At 61.5% G+C, this 22,519-nt stretch carries 24 protein-coding genes; 11 read left to right on the top strand and 13 right to left on the bottom strand.

Going from position 1 to position 22,519, the window contains the following annotated elements; genetic code table 11:
- Nucleotides 1-598: 598 nt before the first annotated feature.
- Complete coding sequence (tyrS, locus tag WA145_RS08640; protein WP_422581184.1) at nucleotides 599-1,801, bottom strand: tyrosine--tRNA ligase; 1,203 nt, start codon at nucleotides 1,799-1,801, stop codon at nucleotides 599-601.
- 213 nt (nucleotides 1,802-2,014) lie between these two features.
- Here tyrS and WA145_RS08635 point away from each other — a divergent pair, with 213 nt between their 5' ends.
- On the top strand, nucleotides 2,015-3,433 hold the full coding sequence (locus tag WA145_RS08635) for a peptidoglycan DD-metalloendopeptidase family protein (protein WP_422581183.1): 1,419 nt from the start codon (nucleotides 2,015-2,017) through the stop codon (nucleotides 3,431-3,433).
- 3 nt (nucleotides 3,434-3,436) lie between these two features.
- Nucleotides 3,437-4,528 (top strand): anhydro-N-acetylmuramic acid kinase, encoded by a 1,092-nt coding sequence (locus WA145_RS08630; protein ID WP_422581182.1) that lies wholly within the window; start codon nucleotides 3,437-3,439, stop codon nucleotides 4,526-4,528.
- 78 nt (nucleotides 4,529-4,606) lie between these two features.
- Here the strand turns inward: WA145_RS08630 and erpA are convergent, their stop codons facing one another.
- From erpA to argC, 4 genes are all read right to left on the bottom strand, one after another.
- The gene (gene erpA / locus WA145_RS08625; RefSeq protein ID WP_090256106.1) at nucleotides 4,607-4,957 is read right to left on the bottom strand and encodes an iron-sulfur cluster insertion protein ErpA; all 351 of its coding nucleotides are present in this window, start codon (nucleotides 4,955-4,957) and stop codon (nucleotides 4,607-4,609) included.
- A 76-nt stretch (nucleotides 4,958-5,033) separates the two neighbouring features.
- Nucleotides 5,034-5,444 carry a bactofilin family protein gene (locus tag WA145_RS08620; protein ID WP_422581181.1) on the bottom strand — a complete coding sequence of 137 codons (411 nt, stop codon included), beginning with the start codon at nucleotides 5,442-5,444 and terminating at the stop codon, nucleotides 5,034-5,036.
- Between the two features lie 9 nt (nucleotides 5,445-5,453).
- Entirely contained in the window at nucleotides 5,454-6,131 is a 678-nt protein-coding gene (locus WA145_RS08615) for a DUF6776 family protein (protein WP_422581180.1), read from the bottom strand.
- Between the two features lie 53 nt (nucleotides 6,132-6,184).
- On the bottom strand, nucleotides 6,185-7,219 hold the full coding sequence (argC, locus tag WA145_RS08610) for an N-acetyl-gamma-glutamyl-phosphate reductase (protein WP_422581179.1): 1,035 nt from the start codon (nucleotides 7,217-7,219) through the stop codon (nucleotides 6,185-6,187).
- Between the two features lie 145 nt (nucleotides 7,220-7,364).
- Between argC and hemJ the strand changes: the two genes are divergently transcribed.
- The 5 genes from hemJ (at nucleotide 7,365) to WA145_RS08585 (ending at nucleotide 11,937) form a co-directional block, all read left to right on the top strand.
- Nucleotides 7,365-7,793, top strand: coding sequence for a protoporphyrinogen oxidase HemJ (gene hemJ / locus WA145_RS08605; RefSeq protein WP_422581178.1), 429 nt, complete (start codon nucleotides 7,365-7,367; stop codon nucleotides 7,791-7,793).
- A gap of 21 nt (nucleotides 7,794-7,814) precedes the next feature.
- Nucleotides 7,815-8,777, top strand: a complete 963-nt coding sequence (locus WA145_RS08600) for an NAD(P)H-dependent flavin oxidoreductase (RefSeq protein ID WP_422581177.1) — start codon at nucleotides 7,815-7,817, stop codon at nucleotides 8,775-8,777.
- The gene (locus WA145_RS08595; protein WP_422581176.1) at nucleotides 8,774-10,036 is read left to right on the top strand and encodes an alanine racemase; all 1,263 of its coding nucleotides are present in this window, start codon (nucleotides 8,774-8,776) and stop codon (nucleotides 10,034-10,036) included. Before WA145_RS08600 ends, WA145_RS08595 begins: the two co-directional genes overlap by 4 nt.
- Nucleotides 10,037-10,132: 96 nt before the next feature.
- Nucleotides 10,133-11,089 carry a DUF805 domain-containing protein gene (locus WA145_RS08590; RefSeq protein WP_422581175.1) on the top strand — a complete coding sequence of 319 codons (957 nt, stop codon included), beginning with the start codon at nucleotides 10,133-10,135 and terminating at the stop codon, nucleotides 11,087-11,089.
- Between the two features lie 53 nt (nucleotides 11,090-11,142).
- Nucleotides 11,143-11,937, top strand: a complete 795-nt coding sequence (locus WA145_RS08585; protein ID WP_422581174.1) for an SDR family NAD(P)-dependent oxidoreductase — start codon at nucleotides 11,143-11,145, stop codon at nucleotides 11,935-11,937.
- Here WA145_RS08585 and WA145_RS08580 read toward each other — a convergent pair whose 3' ends face one another.
- Nucleotides 11,938-13,419 (bottom strand): AAA family ATPase, encoded by a 1,482-nt coding sequence (locus WA145_RS08580; protein WP_422581173.1) that lies wholly within the window; start codon nucleotides 13,417-13,419, stop codon nucleotides 11,938-11,940.
- Between the two features lie 57 nt (nucleotides 13,420-13,476).
- Between WA145_RS08580 and WA145_RS08575 the strand changes: the two genes are divergently transcribed.
- The 3 genes from WA145_RS08575 to coq7 all read left to right on the top strand — a co-directional run bounded on the left by WA145_RS08575 (nucleotide 13,477) and on the right by coq7 (nucleotide 15,363).
- The gene (locus WA145_RS08575; protein ID WP_422581172.1) at nucleotides 13,477-13,815 is read left to right on the top strand and encodes a histidine triad nucleotide-binding protein; all 339 of its coding nucleotides are present in this window, start codon (nucleotides 13,477-13,479) and stop codon (nucleotides 13,813-13,815) included.
- Complete coding sequence (locus WA145_RS08570) at nucleotides 13,812-14,633, top strand: formylglycine-generating enzyme family protein (protein WP_422581171.1); 822 nt, start codon at nucleotides 13,812-13,814, stop codon at nucleotides 14,631-14,633. Before WA145_RS08575 ends, WA145_RS08570 begins: the two co-directional genes overlap by 4 nt.
- 82 nt (nucleotides 14,634-14,715) lie before the next feature.
- The gene (gene coq7, locus WA145_RS08565; RefSeq protein ID WP_422581170.1) at nucleotides 14,716-15,363 is read left to right on the top strand and encodes a 2-polyprenyl-3-methyl-6-methoxy-1,4-benzoquinone monooxygenase; all 648 of its coding nucleotides are present in this window, start codon (nucleotides 14,716-14,718) and stop codon (nucleotides 15,361-15,363) included.
- Nucleotides 15,364-15,432: 69 nt separating this feature from the next.
- Here coq7 and WA145_RS08560 read toward each other — a convergent pair whose 3' ends face one another.
- The gene (locus WA145_RS08560) at nucleotides 15,433-15,858 is read right to left on the bottom strand and encodes an OsmC family protein (protein WP_422581169.1); all 426 of its coding nucleotides are present in this window, start codon (nucleotides 15,856-15,858) and stop codon (nucleotides 15,433-15,435) included.
- A 233-nt stretch (nucleotides 15,859-16,091) separates the two neighbouring features.
- Between WA145_RS08560 and crp the strand changes: the two genes are divergently transcribed.
- Nucleotides 16,092-16,736, top strand: coding sequence for a cAMP-activated global transcriptional regulator CRP (gene crp / locus WA145_RS08555; protein WP_422581168.1), 645 nt, complete (start codon nucleotides 16,092-16,094; stop codon nucleotides 16,734-16,736).
- Between the two features lie 60 nt (nucleotides 16,737-16,796).
- Here crp and trpC read toward each other — a convergent pair whose 3' ends face one another.
- The 6 genes from trpC to rpe all read right to left on the bottom strand — a co-directional run bounded on the left by trpC (nucleotide 16,797) and on the right by rpe (nucleotide 22,366).
- Nucleotides 16,797-17,633, bottom strand: coding sequence for an indole-3-glycerol phosphate synthase TrpC (gene trpC / locus WA145_RS08550; RefSeq protein ID WP_422581167.1), 837 nt, complete (start codon nucleotides 17,631-17,633; stop codon nucleotides 16,797-16,799).
- Nucleotides 17,630-18,679 carry an anthranilate phosphoribosyltransferase gene (gene trpD, locus WA145_RS08545; protein WP_422581166.1) on the bottom strand — a complete coding sequence of 350 codons (1,050 nt, stop codon included), beginning with the start codon at nucleotides 18,677-18,679 and terminating at the stop codon, nucleotides 17,630-17,632. The genes trpC and trpD overlap by 4 nt, the downstream gene beginning before the upstream one ends.
- Complete coding sequence (locus WA145_RS08540; RefSeq protein WP_422581165.1) at nucleotides 18,676-19,272, bottom strand: aminodeoxychorismate/anthranilate synthase component II; 597 nt, start codon at nucleotides 19,270-19,272, stop codon at nucleotides 18,676-18,678. Before WA145_RS08540 ends, trpD begins: the two co-directional genes overlap by 4 nt.
- A gap of 11 nt (nucleotides 19,273-19,283) precedes the next feature.
- Nucleotides 19,284-20,762, bottom strand: a complete 1,479-nt coding sequence (gene trpE / locus WA145_RS08535; protein ID WP_422581164.1) for an anthranilate synthase component I — start codon at nucleotides 20,760-20,762, stop codon at nucleotides 19,284-19,286.
- A gap of 213 nt (nucleotides 20,763-20,975) precedes the next feature.
- Nucleotides 20,976-21,647, bottom strand: coding sequence for a phosphoglycolate phosphatase (locus tag WA145_RS08530; RefSeq protein WP_422581186.1), 672 nt, complete (start codon nucleotides 21,645-21,647; stop codon nucleotides 20,976-20,978).
- Between the two features lie 44 nt (nucleotides 21,648-21,691).
- Nucleotides 21,692-22,366 (bottom strand): ribulose-phosphate 3-epimerase, encoded by a 675-nt coding sequence (rpe, locus tag WA145_RS08525; RefSeq protein ID WP_422581163.1) that lies wholly within the window; start codon nucleotides 22,364-22,366, stop codon nucleotides 21,692-21,694.
- Between the last annotated feature and the right edge of the window lie 153 nt (nucleotides 22,367-22,519).

Genomic DNA, 22,519 nt, shown 5'->3' with positions numbered 1-22,519 from the left:
GCTGATAATCTTGCGACTAGCAGTCTTACCTCACAAGCACCCACACGAATTGCTTGATTCAGTTGTTAAAGAGCGGGTGGTTGAACCTTTCGTCTCAACCGAGGCGCGCATTCTACAGCAGCCTCATATTCCGTCAAGTGGTTTTTACTACAGAGAGTGAAAATTTCTTTTCAATCTCAACCACTTGCGCTTTCGATCAACATCTAGCTTCTCGTCAGCGGGAGGCGAATTCTACAGCGTTTCAAACCGCTGTCAACCGCCTCTTTTACCGCTTTCGATCAACTCGACCGAACCACCAACAGGACCAAACCATCACCCTGCCAGCCCGGCGCATTGTACGCAGCTTTTGCCGCTTTGCAACTCCTTTTTTAAATCTAACTTCTTGTTTTAAAAGAAGTTTAAGGAACTGCTTACGCCTGAAGAGGTGCGCATTATAGGGACTGCCGAACGAGGGTCAATCGATTATTGCGCTTTTATTTCAACACCCTCGAAATCAAGGGCTGCAGTCATACAGTTACCTGCGCGCCGCCTGCAGAAACGACAAAGCCGTTGAAGCTGACGCTTCAACGGCTTTGTCGTACCAGCTGCGCCTAACACATCACGACTCGAGCTTAAGCGTAATGCGCGCAAACGCCTTTTTGCCGGCCTGACAGACATGCACCGCACCGACCTTATATATAAAGGAGCGATCCACCACCTCACCATCTATACGCACGCCACCGGAACCCAGCAGATCACGCGCCATCGCAGCGTTCTTCACTAAGCCTGCTTTATTCAGCAGCGCAGCAATCGGCATATGCTCAGCAGACAACACCTCGATTTCAGGCAGATCCTCAGGCAGCTCGCCCTCTTTCATGCGGTTGCCCGCAGAGCGATGAGCACTGAGCGCAGCCTCTTCGCCATGGAACCGCGCGACGATCTCTTCGGCCAGCTTAATCTTGATATCACGGGGATTGGCACCCTGCTCGACATCCCGCTTGAACTGCTCAATCTCACCCATGGAGCGGAAGCTGAGCAGTTCGAAATAGCGCCACATCAAGGCATCCGGCATGGAGACCAGCTTGTTGTACATGACACCGGGCGCTTCCTGGATACCTATATAGTTGCCCAATGACTTGGACATCTTCTTCACGCCATCCAGCCCTTCAAGCAACGGCATGGTGACGATGCACTGCGACGCCTGACCATAGGCGCGCTGGAGCTCGCGCCCCATGAGCAGATTGAATTTCTGATCGGTACCGCCCAGCTCGACATCCGCCCGCAGCGCGACCGAGTCATAACCCTGCACCAGCGGATAGAGGAACTCATGGATGGCAATGGGCTGATTGGTCGAGTAGCGCTTACTGAAGTCGTCGCGCTCAAGCATGCGCGCCACGGTGTACTGCGAGGTCAGACGAATGAAATCTGCCGGCCCCATCGTGTCCATCCAAGTGGAGTTGAAGGCGACTTCGGTTTTCGCCGGATCGAGAATCTTAAACACCTGAGTTTTGTAGGTCTCCGCGTTTTCCAGCACCTGCTCGCGGGTCAGCGGCGGACGCGTGGCGCTCTTGCCGCTGGGATCACCAATCATTCCAGTGAAATCGCCGATCAGGAAAATAACCTGATGACCCAGCTCCTGAAACTGACGCAGCTTATTAATAAGCACGGTGTGTCCTAGGTGCAGATCCGGCGCGGTCGGATCAAAACCGGCCTTGATCCGCAGTGGCTGACCACGCTTGAGCTTCTCAACCAGTTCGGCCTCAACCAGAACCTCTTCCGCGCCACGCTTGATCAGCGCCAACTGCTCTTCAACCGACTTCATGACAGGACTCACGACCACTCAAAAACGAAAGGGAACCAACCATACAAGATCACAGACAAATCACAAGTTTTGCCCGCCGCCCACCTACGTTAAGACCACCTTGCGACAACCGGGGTTGCCTAGCTAGCGATTTGGTTATATTTTATACAGTTACTGCATATTCATCATTTCTATTATCTATTTCTCTTCATTTTTAAAGTCAAAAAGCAGCCTATGACCTCTACAACTAAAGCGCCGCCCCTGTACCCGAAAAGCCATATTCTGGCAGCCAGCGGCGTCGCCGCCCTGCTGAGCCTAGCCCTACTGGTATTCCCCACCCGCGAAGTTGAAGCCAAAAAAACCTACATCAATCTTGAACTAGACAACGGCGCAGAATACGCCGAGCAACAGGACCAGAACCAGGACGAGCCGGAGTCCGCCGCCTCGCTGACGCGCCAGTCGCCATTCGCCAGCACGGCCGCAGCCAATACACCAACAGCTGATGAGCCGCAGGCCGCACAGGTTGAAGAATCGCCAGAAACGAACCCATTGCACCGTATTGTTCGCGTAGAAAACGGTGACACGCTGTCCACGGTATTTGCCAAGGTCGGCCTAAGCGCAACCACCCTGCATGAGGTGATCAACAGCAGCAAGGAAGCCAAGCAGCTGACACGCCTGAAGGTGGGCCAGGCACTGGAGTTCAAGCTGAGCCCGGACGGCCAGCTCGAAAGCCTGCACAGCAAGCTTAGCGACCTGGAAAGCATTGTCCTGGCCAAAAGCGAGAAAGGTTTCAGCTTCGAGCGCGAGCTGGTCAAGCCGGAAGTTCAGACCACCTACAGCCACGGCGTGATCAACAGCTCGCTGTTTCTCTCAGCCAAGCGCGCAGGCCTGTCGCACAGTCTGACCATGGATCTGGCCAACGTATTCGGCTACGACATCGACTTCGCCATGGATATTCGTGAAGGCGATGAGTTCGAGCTGATCTACGAAAAGAAAGTGGTCAACGGCAAGCAGGTGGGCACCGGCAACATCCTCTCCGCACGCTTCACCAACCGCGGCAAAACCTATACCGCTGTGCGTTACACCAACAAGCAGGGCAATAGCAGCTACTACAACGCCAATGGCGAGAGCATGCGCAAAGCCTTTATCCGCACTCCGGTGGACTTTGCCCGTATAAGCTCGCGCTTCTCCACCGGCCGCCGTCATCCAGTACTCAACAAGATTCGCGCACACAAGGGTGTGGATTACGCCGCCCCACGCGGCACACCGATCAAGGCCGCCGGCGATGGCCGCATCACCCTCGCCGGTCGTCACGGCGGTTACGGCAATGCGGTGATCATCCAGCACGGCCAACGCTACCGCACCCTGTATGCCCACATGAACGGTTTTGCCAAAGGTATCCGCAGTGGTAGCAACGTCAAACAGGGACAGATCATCGGCTACATCGGCACCACCGGCCTGTCCACCGGGCCGCACCTGCACTACGAATTCCAGGTCAACGGCGTGCACGTTGACCCGCTGAGCCAGAAGCTGCCAATGGCCGACCCGATCGCCGGCAGCGAAAAAGCCCGCTTTATGCAGTTGAGCAAGCCGTTGATGGCGCAGATGGACAAAGAGAAGTCTACGATGCTCGCCCTCAACAATCAGCGCTAAGCCATGCCCCTCTACCTCGGCGTGATGTCCGGTACCAGCCTGGATGGGCTGGACATTGCGCTGATCGAGCAGGAACACAACACCCGCCTGCTCGGCACCCGCTACCTGCCCATGCCAGACGAACTACGTATCAATTTACTCAGCCTGTGCGCCTCCGGCCCGGATGAGCTGGCCCGTGCGGCGGTCGCCGAACAGCAGTGGGTCGCGCTTGCCGCGCAAGGCATCAATGACTTACTCGCGCAGCACAACATCCCCGCACACAGCGTTCGCGCCATCGGCAGTCATGGCCAGACCGTGCGCCATGAGCCTGCGCGCGGCTTTACTGTGCAAATCGGCAACCCCGCCCTGCTCGCTGAGCTGACCGGCATCAGCGTGGTCAGCGACTTCCGCCGCCGCGATGTGGCGGCTGGCGGTCAGGGCGCACCACTGGTTCCGGCGTTTCACCAGGCCTTATTCGCCAGCCCCAGCAGCACTCGCGCCATCCTGAATATTGGCGGCTTCAGCAACCTCAGCTTACTTGAGCCTGAACGCCCGGTGCATGGCTTCGATTGCGGCCCAGGCAATGTACTGCTGGACGCCTGGATTCAGCGCCACCAGGACCTGACTTACGATCAGGACGGTCAGTGGGCCGCCAGTGGCCAGGTACAGGCGCCGCTTCTGCACGCCTTGCTAAGTGACCCCTACTTCCAGACCCAGGGTCCGAAAAGCACTGGGCGCGAGCTATTCAACCTGGCCTGGCTGGATCAGCACCTGCAGAACCTGCCGGCGTTTGCGCCGGCTGACGTACAGGCAACCCTGCTGGAACTGACCGCTATCAGCATTACCGAGGCGCTCACGGCCGCTCAGCAGAACACCGCGATGCTGCTGGTGTGTGGTGGTGGCGCACACAACCACACGCTGATGCGCCGCCTGGCGCAGTTGTTGCCCAATAGCCAGGTGAGCAGTACCGATGAACATGGCGTGCCGGCCGATTGGGTTGAGGCTATGGCCTTTGCCTGGCTCGCGCACTGCTGCCTGGAAGGCATACCGGCCAACCGGCCGAGCGTCACCGGGGCACGCGGCCTGCGGGTGCTCGGCGCTATTTACCCCGCCTAATCGCCCATGCAAATCTGCTAGCCCCAGAAACGGCAACGCCGTGCGCAAGGCACGGCGTTAGTTTGAACAACCTGCCGATCAGATCGAGAACGAAGAACCGCAACCGCAGGTGGTAGTGGCGTTCGGGTTGTTGATGACGAATCGCGAACCTTCCAGACCTTCCTGATAATCGACCTCGGCACCGGCCAGGTACTGAAAGCTCATCGGGTCGACCACCAAGCTTACGCCTTCGCGCTCGATAATGGTGTCATCCTCGGCCACTTCTTCATCGAAGGTGAAACCGTACTGGAAGCCGGAGCAACCGCCTCCCGTTACAAACACGCGCAATTTCAGGCGCGGATTGCCTTCCTCATCGACCAGGCTCTTCACCTTGTTCGCTGCGCCCTGCGTAAATTGCATAGCGCTGGGGGTGAAGGTTTCGACGCTCATGCTGATTAACTCCCGGCGCTAAGCGCCATACTGCATTTTGATCGGCATTATCCGCTTACCCGAGAAAAGCGGTCAACTATTGTGCGGTATCCAGCGTTTGCGGCAATTCCAATGGCCGCGCCTCGTCTTGCAAACGGCAGAGGCGGCCTTCGATCTGCGCACCCATGGCCATTTCCATCAGGGCGTAATATAGATTGCCGCGCACCCGCGCTCGCGTACCCAGCTCAAGATGGCCACTGGCGTGCACATCGCCGACCACTTCACCATCGATCACTATGTGGGGGGCGCGGATCTCACCTTCAACCCGGCCCTGCACACTCACGCGCACCATACCTTCGCTGGCCAGCAGATTGCCGATGACCTTGCCATCGATCTGCACCGCGCCTTGAAAACGTAAATCGCCATGCAGCTCGGCACCCACCGCGATCAGGCTGGTCTTGCCCGCGAAACGCTGCACGTCAGTACGCGCCTTGTCTTTATTCCACATAAGGAACAGTTACTCCTCTTTGTTCCATTTGAATGTGCGCAGCAAAGGCTTCTCGCCCTTTACCTCGGCACGCACCTTGATCTCGCGCGGGATAAACCCCTCAGGCAGCTTCAGCTCGGCGAAGCGCCCGGCCTCGGGAATGGCCTGGAAGTGCTTGAAGGCGAAAGCTATCGGCTGCTCAGGCAGGGCATCGGGCAAGTCTGCGCCCAGCGCCGCCAGTTCGAGCGTGACGTCCTGCTCGCCCTGCTTGCCGATGATCGACACCTGCAACTGGCCTTCCAGAAGCGCCTCGCCTTTACCCACACGACTGAGGAGTATCTTGTAGCGGAAATGCTCGGGCCTGTCCGTGGCCTGTAGCTCAAAGGTCTTGATGCGCAAACCTTCACGACGACTGGCCGGCGCCAGCACACCTTTATAAAAGGCCAGATCCTGCTGCTGTTTGTAGATCTGCTCTTCCAGCAGCTTGATGGTCAGACGGCTCTGCTCGTTGGCTTGCTGGCTGACCTTTTCCGCGCTGCTCAATACCGCCACGCGCTGACGCAACTCATCGACCTCGCGCAGCAGCTGCTTATCGCGTTGCGGTTCGGTCGCCTGCCCCGCCACCATGGCGGGCTGGCTGTACTGCTGCCACCAGCCGCCGGCATAGAAGGCCAGCGGCATGCACAGCACCAGCAACAAGCCGAGCATGCGCCGTCGCCGCGCACGCCCCGGATCGCTGGGGCGAACTTCCCAGCCCGCCGTCAAGGCAGCATGGCCGCGTGGGACAAGCCCAGGCGCTCATCGAGGCCGAAGAGGATGTTCATATTCTGCACCGCTTGGCCCGACGCACCTTTGACCAGGTTGTCGATCACCGACAGCACCACCACCAGGTCACCATCCTGCGGCCGGTGCACGGCGATCCGACACACATTGGCGCCGCGCACACTGCGGGTTTCCGGGTGACTGCCGGCCGGCATTACATCGACGAAGGGCTCGTTGGCATAACGCTGCTCGAACAGCGTCTGCAGGTCCACCGAGCGGTCGACCACGGTGGCGTAAAGCGTGGCGTGAATACCGCGGATCATCGGCGTCAGGTGTGGCACAAAGGTCAGGCCAACATCCTTCCCGGCCGCCCGGCGCAGGCCCTGGCGGATTTCCGGAAGATGCCGATGACCTTTGACCCCATAGGCCTTCATGCTTTCGCCGGCTTCGCTGAACAGCGAGCCAACGCTGGCACCGCGACCGGCACCGCTGACCCCGGACTTGCAGTCGGCGATCAGTTGCGTGGTATCGGCCAGACCGGCCTCCAGCAGCGGAATCAGCGCCAGCTGTGCGGCGGTGGGATAGCAGCCTGGCACGGCGATCAGGCGCGCCTGCTTGATCGCCTCACGGTTGACTTCCGGCAGACCGTACACCGCTTCCGGCAGCAGGTCCGGCGCGCCGTGCGGCTGGCCGTACCACTTGGCCCACTCGTCGGCATCCTGCAAGCGAAAGTCGGCTGACAGGTCGATCACCTTGGTCCCGGCTGCCAGCAGCTCACCGGCCAGGGCATGGGCCACACCGTGCGGCGTAGCGAAGAACACCACATCGCACGCGCCCAGGGTGGCGACGTCCGGCACGCTGAACGCCAGGCGGTCGTAATGACCGCGCAGATTCGGGTACATCTCGTCGACCCGCATGCCGGCCTCGGAACGCGAGGTAATCACCTCGACCTGCGCTTGCGGGTGTTGCGCCAACAAACGCAACAGCTCGACACCGGTATACCCCGTGCCGCCGACGATTCCGACCTTGATCATCACTTGCCCCTTTGCAATACCAGCAGTGGAAAACTGACGATGATACGGCCGCTTCGGCCAGGGGCCAACACTTGGCGCCTGGCAATGATGACGGAGGCGATCATGCCCACTACTATCGGGGCACTGTCCTCAACGAGTTCGCGCAATGCTCTATCTGTGGCTCAAGGCCCTGCACATCATCGCCATGGTCTGCTGGTTCGCCGGTCTGTTCTACCTGCCGCGCCTGTTCGTCTACCACGCCATGAGCACCGACGCGGTCAGCCGCGAACGCTTCTGCATCATGGAGCGCAAGCTCTACCGCGGGATCATGTGGCCGTCGCTGCTCCTCACCGTCGGCCTGGGCCTGTGGCTGCTTAGCCTCAACCCCAGCTATTACTTCAGCCAGGGCTGGATGCACGCCAAGCTGAGCCTGGTGGCGCTGCTGGTGGTCTACCAGTTTATTTGCGGCGCCCAGCTCAAGGCCTTTGCCCGCGGCGAGAACCAGCGCGGCCATGTGTTCTACCGCTGGTTCAATGAAGCGCCCGTGCTGGCCTTGCTCGGCATCGTCATTCTGGTCGTGGTTCGTCCGTTCTAAATACATCAAGAGGATTACTGCATGTCGCTGCCAGCCCTGCTCGAACAACGCCTGCGCCTGCCCGTCGTCGCGGCGCCGATGTTTCTGGTGTCCAACCCGCAACTGGTGCTGGCCTGCTGCAACAGCGGCATCGTCGGCAGCTTCCCGGCGCTGAACCAGCGCGACAGCAGCGGCTTCAAGGACTGGTTAGAAGAGATCGAAGCCGGCCTGGACAGGGCCGCTGCGCCCTATGCGGTCAACCTGATCGTGCACGGCAGCAACCCGCGACTGCAGGCGGACCTGGCGATCTGCGTCGAACAGCGCGTGCCCATCGTCATCACCAGCCTCGGCGCGGTGAAGGAAGTGGTCGATGCCGTGCACAGCTACGGCGGCCTGGTGTTTCACGACGTGACCACTCGCCGCCATGCGGAAAAGGCCGCAGAAGCGGGCGTCGACGGCCTGATCGCAGTGGCCGCCGGCGCCGGTGGCCATGCCGGCACCTGGAGTCCCTTCGCGCTGATCGCCGAGATTCGCCAGTTCTTCGACAAGACCCTGCTGCTGGCTGGCTGCCTTAACCAGGGCCATGAAGTGTTGGCCGCGCAACTGCTCGGCGCCGACCTCGCCTACCTCGGCACCCGCCTGATCGCCACCCAGGAAAACGCCGCTTCCGCGGCCTACAAGCAGATGATCCTCGACGCCAAAGCCGCCGACATCATTCACACCCCGGCGGTCTCCGGCGTGCCGGCGAACTTTATGCGCCAGAGCCTGGAACTGGCCGGTTACGACCTCAAACAGCTGCAGAATAAAGGTGAGGTCAACTACGGCGAAAAGCTCAAGCCGATGGATGAGGAAGCCAAGGCCTGGAAAACCGTATGGTCGGCCGGCCAGGGCGTCGGCACTATCCGCGACCTGCCCAGCGTCGAGCAGCTGATCGCCCGCCTCGACAACGAATACCGCGCCGCCCTCGCACATAGCCTGCAGCTGCAACAACGCTGGCCGCGATGAAGCGACGCAGCCTGCTCGGCCTGGGCGCGCTCGGGCTGCTGGGTGGCTGGGCGCTGCGCCCGAGCGATCACGGCCAGCCGCACACGCCCTACTTTGCCGCACTCAACCAGTTGCTCCGGCGTACAGGCGCAGGGCTGCCGCTGCTGGTGGTGGACCTGGAACGCCTCGATCAGAACGCCGAGCTGCTGGCTAGTCAGCTCGGTAATAAACTGCCGCTGCGCCTGGTGGCCAAGTCGCTGGCCGCCACCGGGTTGCTCGACTATCTGGCAAAAAAGCTCGGCACCCAGCGCTTTATGGTGTTTCACCAGCCACAGATCAATCAGCTGGCAGTGAACTTCCCGCAGTCCGACCTGCTGCTCGGCAAGCCCTTGCCCAGTGCAGCGGCCCTGAGTTTCTACCAGCAATTGCCACAAGGCAGCGGCTTTGTCCCGGCCGAACAGCTGACCTGGCTGATCGACAGCCAAACCCGTCTGCAGGAATATGTCGCCCTGGCCAACGCGCTCAACCAGCCGCTGCAGATTGCCTTGGAAATCGACATCGGCCTGACCCGTGGTGGCTTTGCCACACCCGCCGAACTCGGTGCCGCACTCACCTGGCTGCGTAACACCCCCAACCGCCTGCGCGTGCGCGGCCTGATGGGTTATGACGCCCACCTCGCCCATACGCCGTTCTGGACCGAACAGGCCAGCGCCTTTGCCGACAGCGCCGCACGTTATCGCGCATTTATCGCCAGCGCTCAGGCATTCAGCGAGCTGTGGCCACAACAGCCGCTGCTCAATGGCGCAGGCAGCCTGACCTATGCCCTGCATACCCAGCTCGATACGCCACTGAATGAAGTAGCGGTCGGCTCTGCCCTGCTCAAACCCAGCGATTTCGACAGCGATCTGCTGGCCGCCCAACAAGCCGCGCTGTGGATCGCCAGCCCGGTGCTCAAGGCGCTACCGGGGCAGCTGCCGTTTCTCGACCGCTCACACCAGTTGCTGCAAGGCTGGGACCGCAATCGCCAGCAGGCGTATTACCTGTATGGCGGACAATGGCCGGCAACCCCGGTGTCTCCGGCCGGGCTCAGTTATGACCCGCTGTATGGCCGCAGCGCCAACCAGGAACGCCTGATCGGCTCAGCCGGCACAGGCTTACGGGTCGATGACTGGGTATTTCTGCGCCCGCAACGCTCGGAAGGCCTGTTCGAGTTGTTCAACCAGCTCTACTTGCTGCGCAACGGTCGCCTGGTCGGTAGCTGGTCTGCCAGCAGAGCGTGAAGCACCTCTAGGCCCATGCAGATTTGCGTGCAGGCTGCTTGTTTACTGGGCTAGGCTGTAGCGCACTCTCACTCAGGCATCGACAAGGACGCCGACATGACCCAAGCCCGCTTCAAGATTGTGTTCAACGGCGAGTTGATGCCCGACGTCAGTCTGGCCACCGCCAAAGAAAACCTCGCCCGCCTGTTCAAGAGCGACCAGGCCCGGATCAACTCGCTGTTTGCCGGCAGCACTGTCGATATCAAACGCAACCTCAGCGAAAACGAAGCTGACCAGTACCTCAAAGCCCTGCAAGGTGCGGGGGCCAGAGTGCGCAAGGAGCAGGACTTGGGCGCCAGCCTGAACCTGGTGAAAAGCGATGACCACGCCCCACGGACTCAGGACTCAGCGCCACGCGCCGAAAGCACCGGCGAAATGACCTGCCCCAAATGTGGCCATCAGCAAAGCAAAGCCATAGAGTGCGCGGCCTGCGGCATCGTTATCGAGAAATTTATCGCCCGTCAGGCCATGCTCACGCAGAACCCACCCGACCTGGTCAGCGCTACCGCAACGCCTTACGCCACGCCGAAAGCGACCGTGGCTGAAGCCCTGCCGGAGTTCGGCGAGCTAAAAGCCTTTACTACCGATGGACGCATCGGCCGTTTACGCTACCTGGCCTGGTCGATGGTGCTGATGCTGGCCTGCTTGCCGTTGTTCGGCATCGCCGGTGGCTTCTTTGCCGCATCGGAGATTCTCGGCGGGCTGCTGGTGGCAGTGGTGGGTATCGCCGCGGTAGTGGTCGGCATCATGTTCGGTGTACAACGTCTGCACGATATCGGCTGGTCTGGCTGGCTGTTGCTGGTCACCCTGGTGCCGATTGTCGGCGGGGTGTTCTCCCTGCTGATGTTTATCATCCCCGGCAGCACCGCTGCCAACCGCTTTGGCCCGCCGCCGCCACCTAACAGCACGGCAGTGAAAGTGCTCGCAGCACTCTGGCTGGGCGCTATCGTCCTCGGTATCGTTGCGGCCATCGCCCTACCGGCCTATATGGGTTTTGCCGACCCCGGCCGGTAAGACGCAACCTTGCGCGGCACATGGGGTCGAAAGGCCCCATCACGGAGAACCCTATGACCCGTTACGCGCTTATCACTGGCGCCTCCAGCGGCATTGGCCTGGCCCTGGCGGAAGCCCTGGCCCGGCGTGGCCGCAATCTGATTCTGGTGGCGCGTCAGCGTAACGCGCTGGAAAGCATCGCCTGCGAGCTGACCCAGCGCTTCTCCGTCGAGGTGCTGTTCCGCGTTTGCGACCTCAGCCAGCCGCTGCAGGTCAGCGGCCTGCTGCATGAACTGGAACAGGGTGAGCGCAGTATCGACCTGCTGGTGAACAACGCCGGCATCGGCACCTCGGGCGCCTACGTGGCTCAGGACTGGGCCCGCGAACAACAGCTGATCGAGCTGAATATCCTGGCACTCGCCCGCCTCTGTCACGCCATCGGCACCATCATGGCCGGCCAGGGTAGTGGGCAGATTCTCAACGTCGCCTCAGTCGCCGGCTTTCAGCCTGGGCCGGGCATGAGCAACTACTACGCGAGCAAGGCCTACGTGCTGCACTTCTCCGAAGGCCTGCGCGAAGAGCTTAAAGCGTACGGCGTTAAGGTTTCGGTGCTCTGCCCTGGCCCCACCCGCAGCGCCTTCTTGCGCAATGCACAGATGAGCGTCGAGGCGCTGCAGGACAGCAAACTGCTGATGAGCGCCGAGGAAGTGGCACTCATTACGGTCAAGGCGCTGGAGAAAAATCGCGCAATCATCATTCCGGGCTGGCGCAACCGCCTGCTCACCCTCAGCCCGAGGCTGGGACCGCGCTGGCTGGTACGACGCATCAGCGCACGACTTAATCGCCAGTTTGGCAAAGCGGCGCAGTAGCTAACCCGCGTTAACCGTGCGCCCGTCCGCCCAGGCGCGCAGCGCGGCCAGGTCTTCGGCCATTACTACCGACAGCGGTGCGGTGCTCTGGATGCTCTGCAGCAGCAAGGTCTGATTGACCGATTGCTGTTGGGCTTGTGCGGCATACAGGGCGCTGACCACCGCCTGTTCGATCTCCGCACCGGAGAACCCGCCGCTGGCCGCCGCCAGCTGCGTCAGGTCAAAATCAGTCACCTCCAGCTCACGCCGCGCCAGGTGAATACGGAAGATCTCGGCCCGCACCGCCGCATCCGGCAGGTCGACGAAGAACAGCTCATCGAAACGCCCCTTGCGCACCAGCTCCGGCGGCAATCGCGAGATGACGTTGGCGGTGGCCACCATAAACACCGGTGCCTTGCGCTCGGCCATCCAGGTCAACAGGGTGCCGAGCACCCGCTGGCTGACGCCACCATCGTGATCGCCGCTGGCTAGGCCCTTTTCGATTTCATCCATCCACAACACACAAGGCGCCATCTGCTCGGCCAGCTTCAAGGCTTCACGCAGGTTGCGCTCGGTCTCGCCGAAGAACTTGTTGTACAGGCAGGCAAAATCCAGGCGCAGCAGGGGCAAGCCCCAGAGGCCGGCGATGGCCTTGGCGGCCAGGCTCTTGCCGCCGCCCTGGACACCAACCAGCAGCACGCCCTTGGGCAGATCGACGCCTTTGCCTTCGAGAAAGATGCTCTGCCGATCCCCCAGCCAGCGCTTGAGATTGCTCAAGCCGCCAACCTCGGCAAAGCGCGCGGTGTCGTACTCGAAGCTCAATACGCCATCGAGATCGAGGAGCTTGAACTTGGTTTTATTCAGCTCCGGCAGGTCTTCCTGGGTAATCGCGCCGTCATCGCAAATCACATTGCGCGCCAGCCCACGGGCCTCGGCGTGACTGAGGCCACGCAGGTTCTTCACCACCTGCTGCAGGGTGCGGTTATCGGTACGCACTCGGGCGTTGCGGTTGCCCGCGCTCCAGGCGGTGGCCTCGTCGCGCACAATGGCCAGTAGCTCCTCCGCGGAGGGCAGCGCCAGGCTGAAGCGCGAGGCGTAACGCTGCACTTCCGGCGGCAATTTGCAGGCGTGGGATACCAGCACCAGGGTCGGCTTACTGGGCTGTTCGCTCATGGCGATTTCCTTGAGCAGGCGCACCAGCTTGGGGTTGTCGTCAAGAAACGGATGCAGGTCGCACAGCACATACAGCGTCGGTTGCGTATCAGCCTTGATCAGGCGCAGGGCGGTTTCTGGCTCCAGGGTGGCGCTGTCGACGGGCTCCTGAATGGAATAGCCCACGCGCTGCAAGCCCTCAGTCACCGACCAAACCTGCAAGCCCAGACTGCGGCGCACCGCCAGGCTGGTCAGGGTTTGCAGCACCCGCAGCTCATCCCAGGACTCAATTAATACAAGCTTGGTCTTGGAATCCAGCACCAAGCCCAGATCATGAATATCGTTTTTCACCCACGCTCCTTGTCCACTAAACTCGAGCCTCGATCAATACCGGCCGGGAGACCGTCCATGGACTGTCTATTTTGCAAGATCGTCGCTGGTGCAATACCGGCGCGCAAGCTTTATGAAGATGACCAGGTGATTGCCTTCCACGATATCGGCCCACAAGCACCGGTGCACTTTCTGGTGATCCCGAAAAAACACATCAGCACCCTTAATGACCTGAGCGAGGCGGACAAGCCGCTGGCTGGGCACATCCTCTTCACCGCCCAGCGCCTGGCCAAGGAGCAAGGCTGCGACGACGGTTTTCGCGTGGTGATGAACTGCAATGACCTGGGCGGCCAGACGGTGCATCACATCCATATGCACGTACTGGGTCAGCGGCAGATGACATGGCCTCCGGGTTGACTCGTTTATTACTCGGCGCATTAACCACGCTCGCCCTGCTGATTGGCAACCCCGCGCGGGCGCACACGTCTGGCAGCGTGTTCAGCGACGCCCTCCCCAAGGGCCAGCAAGGACCGCAGCTGGTTGTGCTGCCGACCGGGCGCTATCTGCTGGGTGACCACAGCGGCCGCGGTAACCATAACGAGCGCCCGCTTACCCCCATCGAAATCAACCAAGCGTTCGCCATCGGCCGCTACGAAGTAAGCTTTGCCGACTGGCAGCACTACGCCGAGGCCACCGCTACAGCAATGCCGGACGCCGAGGGCTGGGGACTGTCGGCGCAGCGGCCAGTGATTCATGTGTCCTGGCACCAAGCCCAGGCCTACAGTCAATGGCTGACTAAAGTCACCGGCCAGCGCTATCGCCTGCCCACCGAAGCCGAGTGGGAATATGCCGCCCGCGCCGGCAGTACCAGCTACTACTGGTGGGGCGAACAGCTCGACAGCCCGGAAACCCGACCGCGCGCCCATTGCCGTGGCTGCGCCACCTCGCGGCTGATCCAGAACAAGACCGAACGCATCGGCCAATTTGCCGCCAATGCCTTCGGCCTGCATGACAGCGCCGGCAACGTCTGGGAATGGACCGCCTCACGCTTTGCCAGCCCTTTCGATGGCAGCGAGCAGCAACCGGCCAGCCTGCTCGACCAAAGCCCGCGGGTAGTGCGCGGCGGCGCCTGGAACAGCGGCCCCAGCTACCTGCGCAGCAGCCAGCGCGATATGAAGCAGCCGCAGCACAAGGACTACGCCCTGGGTTTTCGTGTACTGCGCGAGCTGCCATGAGACAAGGCTGCGACGAAACGTCAACAGACCTTCTCCCGCGCTTGGAGTAAACTGGCCGCCGTAGTCATCGCCGGAGGTCCCTATGGCCAGCGAACGTCACTTCTCACCTGTTGACCGCCTGTTACTGCAAGCCGATGCCGCGCTGCGGACCTTGTTGCCCTTTAGCGGCCAACCAAGCCGACCATCGCCGGCCATCGTGCAGGCGGATGCGGAGCTGGATGAACAGCAGGCCCAGCATGTTGCCGGCCTGATGCGCATCAACCATACCGGCGAGGTCTGCGCCCAGGCGCTGTACCAGGGTCAGGCCCTGACCGCCAAGCTGCCACAGGTGCGCAAGGCCATGGAGCATGCCGCCGATGAAGAAATTGATCATCTGGCCTGGTGTGAACAGCGTATCCGCCAACTGGGCAGCCAGCCGAGCATCCTCAACCCGCTGTTCTACGGCCTGTCCTTTGGCGTCGGCGCGGCCGCAGGGCTGATCAGCGACAAGGTCAGCCTGGGATTTGTTGCCGCCACCGAAGATCAGGTGGTCAAACACCTCGATGAACACCTGCAGCAGATCCCGCTGGAAGACCAGAAATCCCGCGCGATTCTCGAGCAGATGCGCGTCGATGAACAGCAGCATGCCTGCAACGCCCTGGATGCTGGCGGCCTGCGCTTCCCGGCGCCGGTGAAATTCGGCATGAGCCTGCTGGCCAAGGTGATGACCCACACCACCTATCGCGTCTAGGGCGCAATCACAGGCACAGAAAAGGGCACCGCGGTGCCCTTTTTCATGTCGCTGGATCGCTGCAGCGCTTTACTCGCCCAGCTCGATAATCTCGTAGTCGTGGGTAATCTCGACCCCGCCACGGCCCAGCATGATTGAGGCCGAGCAGTATTTTTCCGCCGACAGCTCAACCGCACGTTTGACCTGAGCCTCTTTCAAGCCTCGGCCCTTGACCACGAAATGCAGGTGGATCTTGGTAAACACCTTGGGCTCTTCGGCGGCGCGCTCAGCTTCCAGAAAGGCCTCGCAGCTCTCCACCGCCTGGCGGGATTTTTTCAGAATGCTGACCACATCGAAGTTGCTGCAGCCGCCCAAACCGATCAGCACCATCTCCATGGGGCGCACACCCAGGTTGCGTCCACCGCTCTCCGGCGGGCCGTCCATTACCACCGCATGGCCGCTGCCCGACTCACCGATAAACAGGGCGTCGCCGGCCCACTGAATACGCGCTTTCATTACTCAGGCTCCGCTGTTAAAAAGGATCGGCAGCTTAGCACAGCACTTTTAGCAACCCGATACCGACAGGGGCCGCAAAGTTCCCGGCCAGATGTTAGCTACGTCGCAAAACGGGCCCTGTGCGGAGAAGCTCTGTTAAGCTGACGCCGGATTACTGGCACACTTGTGCAGATAACTATTATTAGAAACGCCAGCCATACAACGGCTTACTCTTATAAATTCGGGATTCGGGCATGGTTGCTATCACCCTTACACCAAAAATAAAAAATCTCGATAAACTCCTCGCGCATTGCCACCGCCGTCGCTATACGGCCAAGAGCACCATCATTTATGCCGGCGATCGCTGCGAAACCCTGTTCTTTATTGTCAAGGGCTCGGTCACCATCCTGATTGAAGACGATGATGGCCGCGAAATGATCATCGCCTATCTGAACTCCGGGGACTTCTTCGGCGAGATGGGTCTGTTCGAAAAGGACGGCACCGAGAAAGAACGCAGCGCCTGGGTGCGCGCCAAGACCGAGTGCGAAGTGGCGGAGCTGAGCTACGCCAAATTTCGCGAACTCACCCAGCAGGACCCGGACATTCTCTACGCCATCGGCAGTCAGATGGCTGAGCGCCTGCGCAACACCACACGCAAGGTCGGCGACCTGGCCTTCCTCGACGTCACCGGCCGTGTCGCGCGCACCCTGCTCGATCTGTGCAAGCAACCCGACGCCATGACCCACCCAGATGGCATGCAGATCAAGATCACCCGTCAGGAAATCGGCCGCATCGTCGGCTGCTCCCGCGAGATGGTTGGCCGCGTGCTCAAGGCCCTGGAAGAGCAAGGCCTGGTCAACGTCAAAGGCAAGACCATGGTGGTGTTCGGCACGCGCTAAGTCGTATGCTGAAGATATAAAAAAGCCGACGCATGCGTCGGCTTTTTTATATCGGCGGTTTCAGTCCACGTCAGGCGCAGCGATCACCCGCTTGCGCTCGGGGAAGAACAGGCGCTCCAGCTCCGCCCCGGGATTGTCGGCGCGCATAAAGGCCTCGCCGACCAGGAAGGCATACACCTCGCTGATTTCCATCAGCTCGACATCGGCACGGTTGAGGATGCCGCTCTCGGTCACCACCAGGCGATCGCGGGGAATCCGTGGCAGCAGGTCGAGGGTGGTTTCCAGATTGAGTTCGAAGGTGTGCAGGTTGCGGTTGTTGATACCCAGCAGCGGCGTATCCAGGGTTTTCAGCGCGCGCTCCAGCTCATCGCCGTCGTGTACTTCCACCAGCACATCGAGATCGAAAGCCTTGGCAGTCGCCGCCAGTTCGGCCATCTGCCCGTCTTCCAGGGCCGAGACGATCAGCAGCACGCAGTCGGCGCCCAGGGCGCGGGCTTCAACGATCTGATAGGGGTCGAGCATAAAATCCTTGCGGATCACCGGCAGCTTGCAGGCGGCCCGCGCCTGCTGCAGGTAGGCATCGGCACCCTGGAAGAAGTCGATATCGGTCAGCACCGACAGGCAGGTGGCCCCACCCGCCTGATAGCTCTGGGCAATCTCGGCGGGCACGAAATGCTCACGCAGCACGCCCTTGCTCGGCGAAGCCTTCTTGATCTCGGCGATCACCGCCGGTTGCTTGCGCTTGGCCTGAGCCAGCAGTGCCTGAGCGAAACCGCGCACCGGGTCGGCACTACGGGCTTGCTGCTCGATTTCGGCCAGGCTATGAATGGCGCGACGAGCCGCCACTTCCTCAGCCTTGCGCGCGAGGATTTTCTCCAGAACGGTTGGAATACTCACCCGGCATTCTCCTCTTTGAATACGGCGGTAAAGGACACCAACTCCTGCAATTTCTCCCAGGCCAGGCCGGTGTGCAAGGCATCGTGAGCCAGGTGCACGCCCTCTTTCAGGCTAGCAGCCAGATCCGCCGCATACAGCGCCGCGCCCGCATTCAGCACAATCATGTCCGCGGCCTTCTGCCCGGCTTCGGTCTTGCGCTTGCTCAGGGCATCGCGGATCAACGCCAGCGATGCCTCCGGGCTTTCCACCGCCAGGCCGATCAGGCTCTGACTCTTCAGCCCGAGGTCTTCCGGCAGCACCTCGTACTCGCTGATCTGCCCGTCCTTCAGCTCCGCCACATGGGTCGCAGCCGCCAGGCTGAACTCATCCAGGCCATCACGTGAATGCACCACCAGAATATGCTGGCTACCCAGACGCTTGAGCACCTCGGCCAGCGGCCGGCACAGGGCCTGGCTGAATACGCCGACCACCTGATGCTTGACCCCGGCCGGATTGGTCAGCGGGCCGAGCATATTGAACATGGTGCGCAGGCCCAGTTCACGGCGCGGCACGGCGGCGTGCTTCATCGCCGAGTGATGCACCTGGGCAAACATAAAGCCGACGCCGACGCTGTCGATGCAACGCGCCACCTGCGCAGGCGTCAGGCTCAGGTAGATACCGGCCGCTTCGAGCAGGTCGGCACTGCCGCTCTTGCCCGATACCGCACGGTTACCGTGCTTGGCCACCTTGCCACCGGCGGCCGCGACGACAAAGCTCGCCGCCGTCGACACGTTGAAGATATTCGCACCATCGCCACCGGTGCCGACCACATCGACCACATGCTCGAGGCTGTCCAGGTGCACATGGCTGGCCAGCTCACGCATCACCGAGACCGCGCCGACGATCTCGTCGATGGTCTCGCTTTTCATGCGCATGCCCATCAGAAAGGCGCCGATCTGCGCATCCGTGCACTGCCCGGTCATGATCTCGCGCATCACGTCCTGCATTTCTTCTGTGCTCAGGTCGAGCTGGCTGACCACCCGGTTGAGGGCTTCCTTGATGTTCATCGGCGCAGGCCTCCTTGTTGTTTGAGGAAGTTGGCGAACAGCTCGTGGCCCTGTTCGGTGAGGATCGACTCAGGGTGGAACTGCACGCCCTCAATATGCAGGGTCTTGTGGCGCAGGCCCATGATTTCGTCCACCTCGCCGTTTTCCAGCTGGGTCCAGGCGGTGACCTCCAGGCAGTCCGGCAGGGTGTCGCGCTTGACCACCAATGAATGGTAGCGGGTTACCGTCAGCGGGTTGTTCAACCCGGCGAATACACCCAGGTCGCGGTGGAATACCGGGCTGGTCTTGCCGTGCATCACCTGGCGCGCGCGCACCACATCGCCGCCGAAGGCCTGGCCGATGCTCTGGTGGCCGAGGCACACACCGAGAATCGGCAGTTTGCCGGCGAAATGCAGAATGGCCTCGATGGACACCCCCGCCTCGCTCGGCGTGCAGGGTCCAGGGGAGACCACGATACGTTCGGGCTGCAGCGCCTCGATCTCGGCAATCGACAGTTCGTCATTGCGAATTACGTGGACATCGGCACCCAGTTCGCCCAGGTACTGCACCACGTTGTAGGTAAAGGAGTCGTAGTTATCGATCATCAGCAGCATGGCACAACCCCTTATTCGGCAGTTTGTTCGGCGAGGGCAACGGCGCGGAACATGGCGCGACGCTTGTTCAGCGTCTCTTCCCACTCCAGGGCCGGCACCGAGTCGGCGACGATGCCGGCACCGGCCTGCACATGCAGCTCGCCGTCCTTGATCACCGCGGTACGAATGGCGATGGCGGTGTCCATATTGCCGTTCCACGCCAGGTAGCCCACCGCGCCGCCATAGACGCCGCGTTTGACCGGCTCCAGCTCGTCGATGATCTGCATGGCGCGAATCTTTGGCGCCCCGGACAGGGTGCCGGCCGGCAGGATGGCGCGCAGCGCGTCCATGGCGGTAAGGCCTTGCTTCAACTGGCCGGTGACGTTGGAGACGATATGCATAACGTTGGAATAGCGCTCGATCACCATCTTCTCGGTGAGCTTGACGCTGCCGGTGCTGGCCACCCGGCCGACATCGTTGCGGCCCAGGTCGATCAGCATCAGGTGCTCGGCGACTTCCTTGGCATCGGACAGCAGGTCCTCTTCCAGGGCCAGGTCGGCCTCCTCACTGGCGCCGCGCGGGCGGGTGCCGGCAATCGGCCGCACCGTGACCAGGCCGTCCTCCAGGCGCACCAGCACTTCCGGCGAGCTGCCGACTACATGGAAGTCGCCGAAGTTGAAGAAGTACATATAGGGGGTTGGGTTGATGCAGCGCAGCGCGCGATACAGATCAATCGGCGCGGCCTTGAAGGGGATCGACATGCGCTGGGAGATCACCACCTGCATGCAGTCGCCGGCGAGGATGTACTCCTTGATCGCCCGGACCGCATCTTCGTAATCATCGCGTTTGAAGCTGGAGACGAAATCCGGCTCCGGACCACTGGCTGCGGCCAGGTCCACGCCCAGACGCGGGGTAATCGGCTGGCGCAGCTTGTGCAAAATCTCCTGCAGGCGCGCCTGGCCCTGTTCCAGCGCACCTGCATCGGCCGGATCAACCAGCACGATGGCGTGCATCTTGCCCGCCAGGTTGTCGAACACCACCACGGCATCGGAGACCATCAGCAGGATATCCGGCGTACCCAGGGCATCCGGGTTGACGCCCATGGCCAGCTTGGGCTCGACATAACGCACGCTGTCATAGCCGAAGTAGCCCACCAGGCCGCCGTTAAAACGCGGCAGGCCCGCCAGGGTCGGCACCTTGTAGCGCCCCTGGAACTGCTCGACAAAGGCCAAAGGGTCTTCGCAGTGGTGACGTTCGACCTCGACGCCGTCCACGTTGATCGTCACCTCGTGGCCATAGGCGCGCAGCACGGTGCGCGCCGGCAGGCCGATAATGGAATAACGCCCCCATTTCTCGCCGCCCTGCACGGACTCGAGCAGATAGGTATTGGCCTCATCGGCCAGCTTCAGGTAGATCGACAGCGGGGTGTCGAAATCCACCAGGGTTTCGCAGGCAACAGGAATACGGTTATAGCCGGCAGCGGCTAAACGCAGGAATTCTTCGCGGGTCATGAGCAGCCTCGTGGCTTGAGGTAATACGGTCGTGTGCAAACGCGCCGCCTAAGCGGCCAAGATCAAGTCAGGGGCGCCAGCGCCAACGGGCCAGGGCCTTGATGATTTTCATGTCGGTGCTTGCCGACCGGCGCGTGCAGGTAACCACCACGAAGCTCTCTTAATTCAGGCGGGATTGGAGTTCGGCCACACTAGCGCAGGGCCGGAAGCGAATCAACCCGCAAGCCCCGGCAAAATCGGGGGTTCGGCGGGGTGCAGCAGCCCCGTCAGGTTAGCCAGTACGTACGCGGGGTTCTCTTCGGCAATCGGCCGACCATGGTTGTAGCCGTAGCTCAGCGCCACACAGGGCACGCCAGCCGCCCTGGCCGCCAGCACATCATTACGCGAGTCGCCAACAAACAGCGCCTGCGCCGCCTCCACCCGCGCCAGCTGCAGCACATGCAGCAGCGCTGCCGGGTCGGGTTTCTGCTGCGGCAGGGTGTCGCCGCCGACAATCCAGCGGAAATAGCCACCCAGGCCCTTTTCATCCAGCAGCGGCGCGACAAAACGCTCGGGCTTGTTGGTGACAATCGCCAGCTCAACCTGTTGCTCACGCAGCCAGTCCAGGGTGGGCCGCACGCCGGGGTAGACCTGGGTCAGGGCGTGGTTTTCGGCGTAGTGCTGCATAAACAGCGCCAGCGCCTGTTCGGTGCGGGCCTCGTCTATATGTTCATGCTGCAGGCCACCCGCCAGGGCGCGACGCACCAGCACCCGCGCGCCATTGCCGACCCAGTCGCGCACCTGCTCGATGCCCGCTGCCGGCAGGCCGAGCAACAGCAAGGTCTTGTCGATGGCGGCGGCCAGGTCCGGCACCGAATCCACCAGGGTGCCGTCCAGGTCGAACATCACCAGGCGCGGCAACTCGCCCTGGAACAGCTCGCGCAGCAGAATCACCCGCGCGCCTGAGCCAGCTCGGCGCGCATGGCGTCGATCACAGCCTTGTAGTCCGGCTGATTGAAAATCGCCGAGCCGGCGACAAAGGTGTCGGCGCCCGCCGCGGCGATTTCGCGGATGTTCTGCACATTGACCCCGCCGTCGATCTCCAGGCGAATCTCGCGGCCGCTGGCGTCGATCAGCGCGCGCGCTTCTCTGAGTTTTTCCAGGGTATGGGGAATAAATTTCTGCCCGCCGAAACCCGGGTTGACGCTCATCAGCAGAATCATGTCGACCTTGTCCATGACGTGCTTGAGCACCTCCAGCGGGGTGGCCGGGTTAAACACCAGGCCAGCCTTGCAGCCGCCATCGCGGATCAGCTGCAGGGAGCGGTCGATATGCTCGCTGGCTTCCGGGTGGAAGGTGATATAGCTGGCGCCCGCCTCGATAAAGTCGCCGATGATGCGGTCCACCGGCTTGACCATCAGGTGCGCGTCAATCGGCGCGGTGATGCCGTACTTGCGCAGCGCCGCGCAGACCATCGGGCCGATAGTCAGGTTGGGCACATAGTGGTTGTCCATCACATCGAAGTGCACGATGTCAGCCCCGGCGGCGAGCACCTTGTCCACTTCCTCACCCAAGCGGGCGAAATCGGCGGAAAGAATCGACGGAGCAATGGCGAAGGGTTGCATAACGCACCTCGGTGGCATTCACGAAAGGCGCGCATTGTACCCGAGCGAATTCTCAGGCGTCGCTGGGACGATGGTCGGCAGGCAGCGCGTAGGGTGGATGGCGCCGTTTCCATCCACCCTGGGTTTGGTGGATGGATGAAGCGTCATCCACCC

It is taken from the genome of Pseudomonas sp., from assembly GCF_049301935.1.
GTDB lineage: Bacteria > Pseudomonadota > Gammaproteobacteria > Pseudomonadales > Pseudomonadaceae > Aquipseudomonas.
Note: the sequence above shows the minus strand (reverse complement) of the source record. Positions and strands in the feature narration are given on the sequence as shown.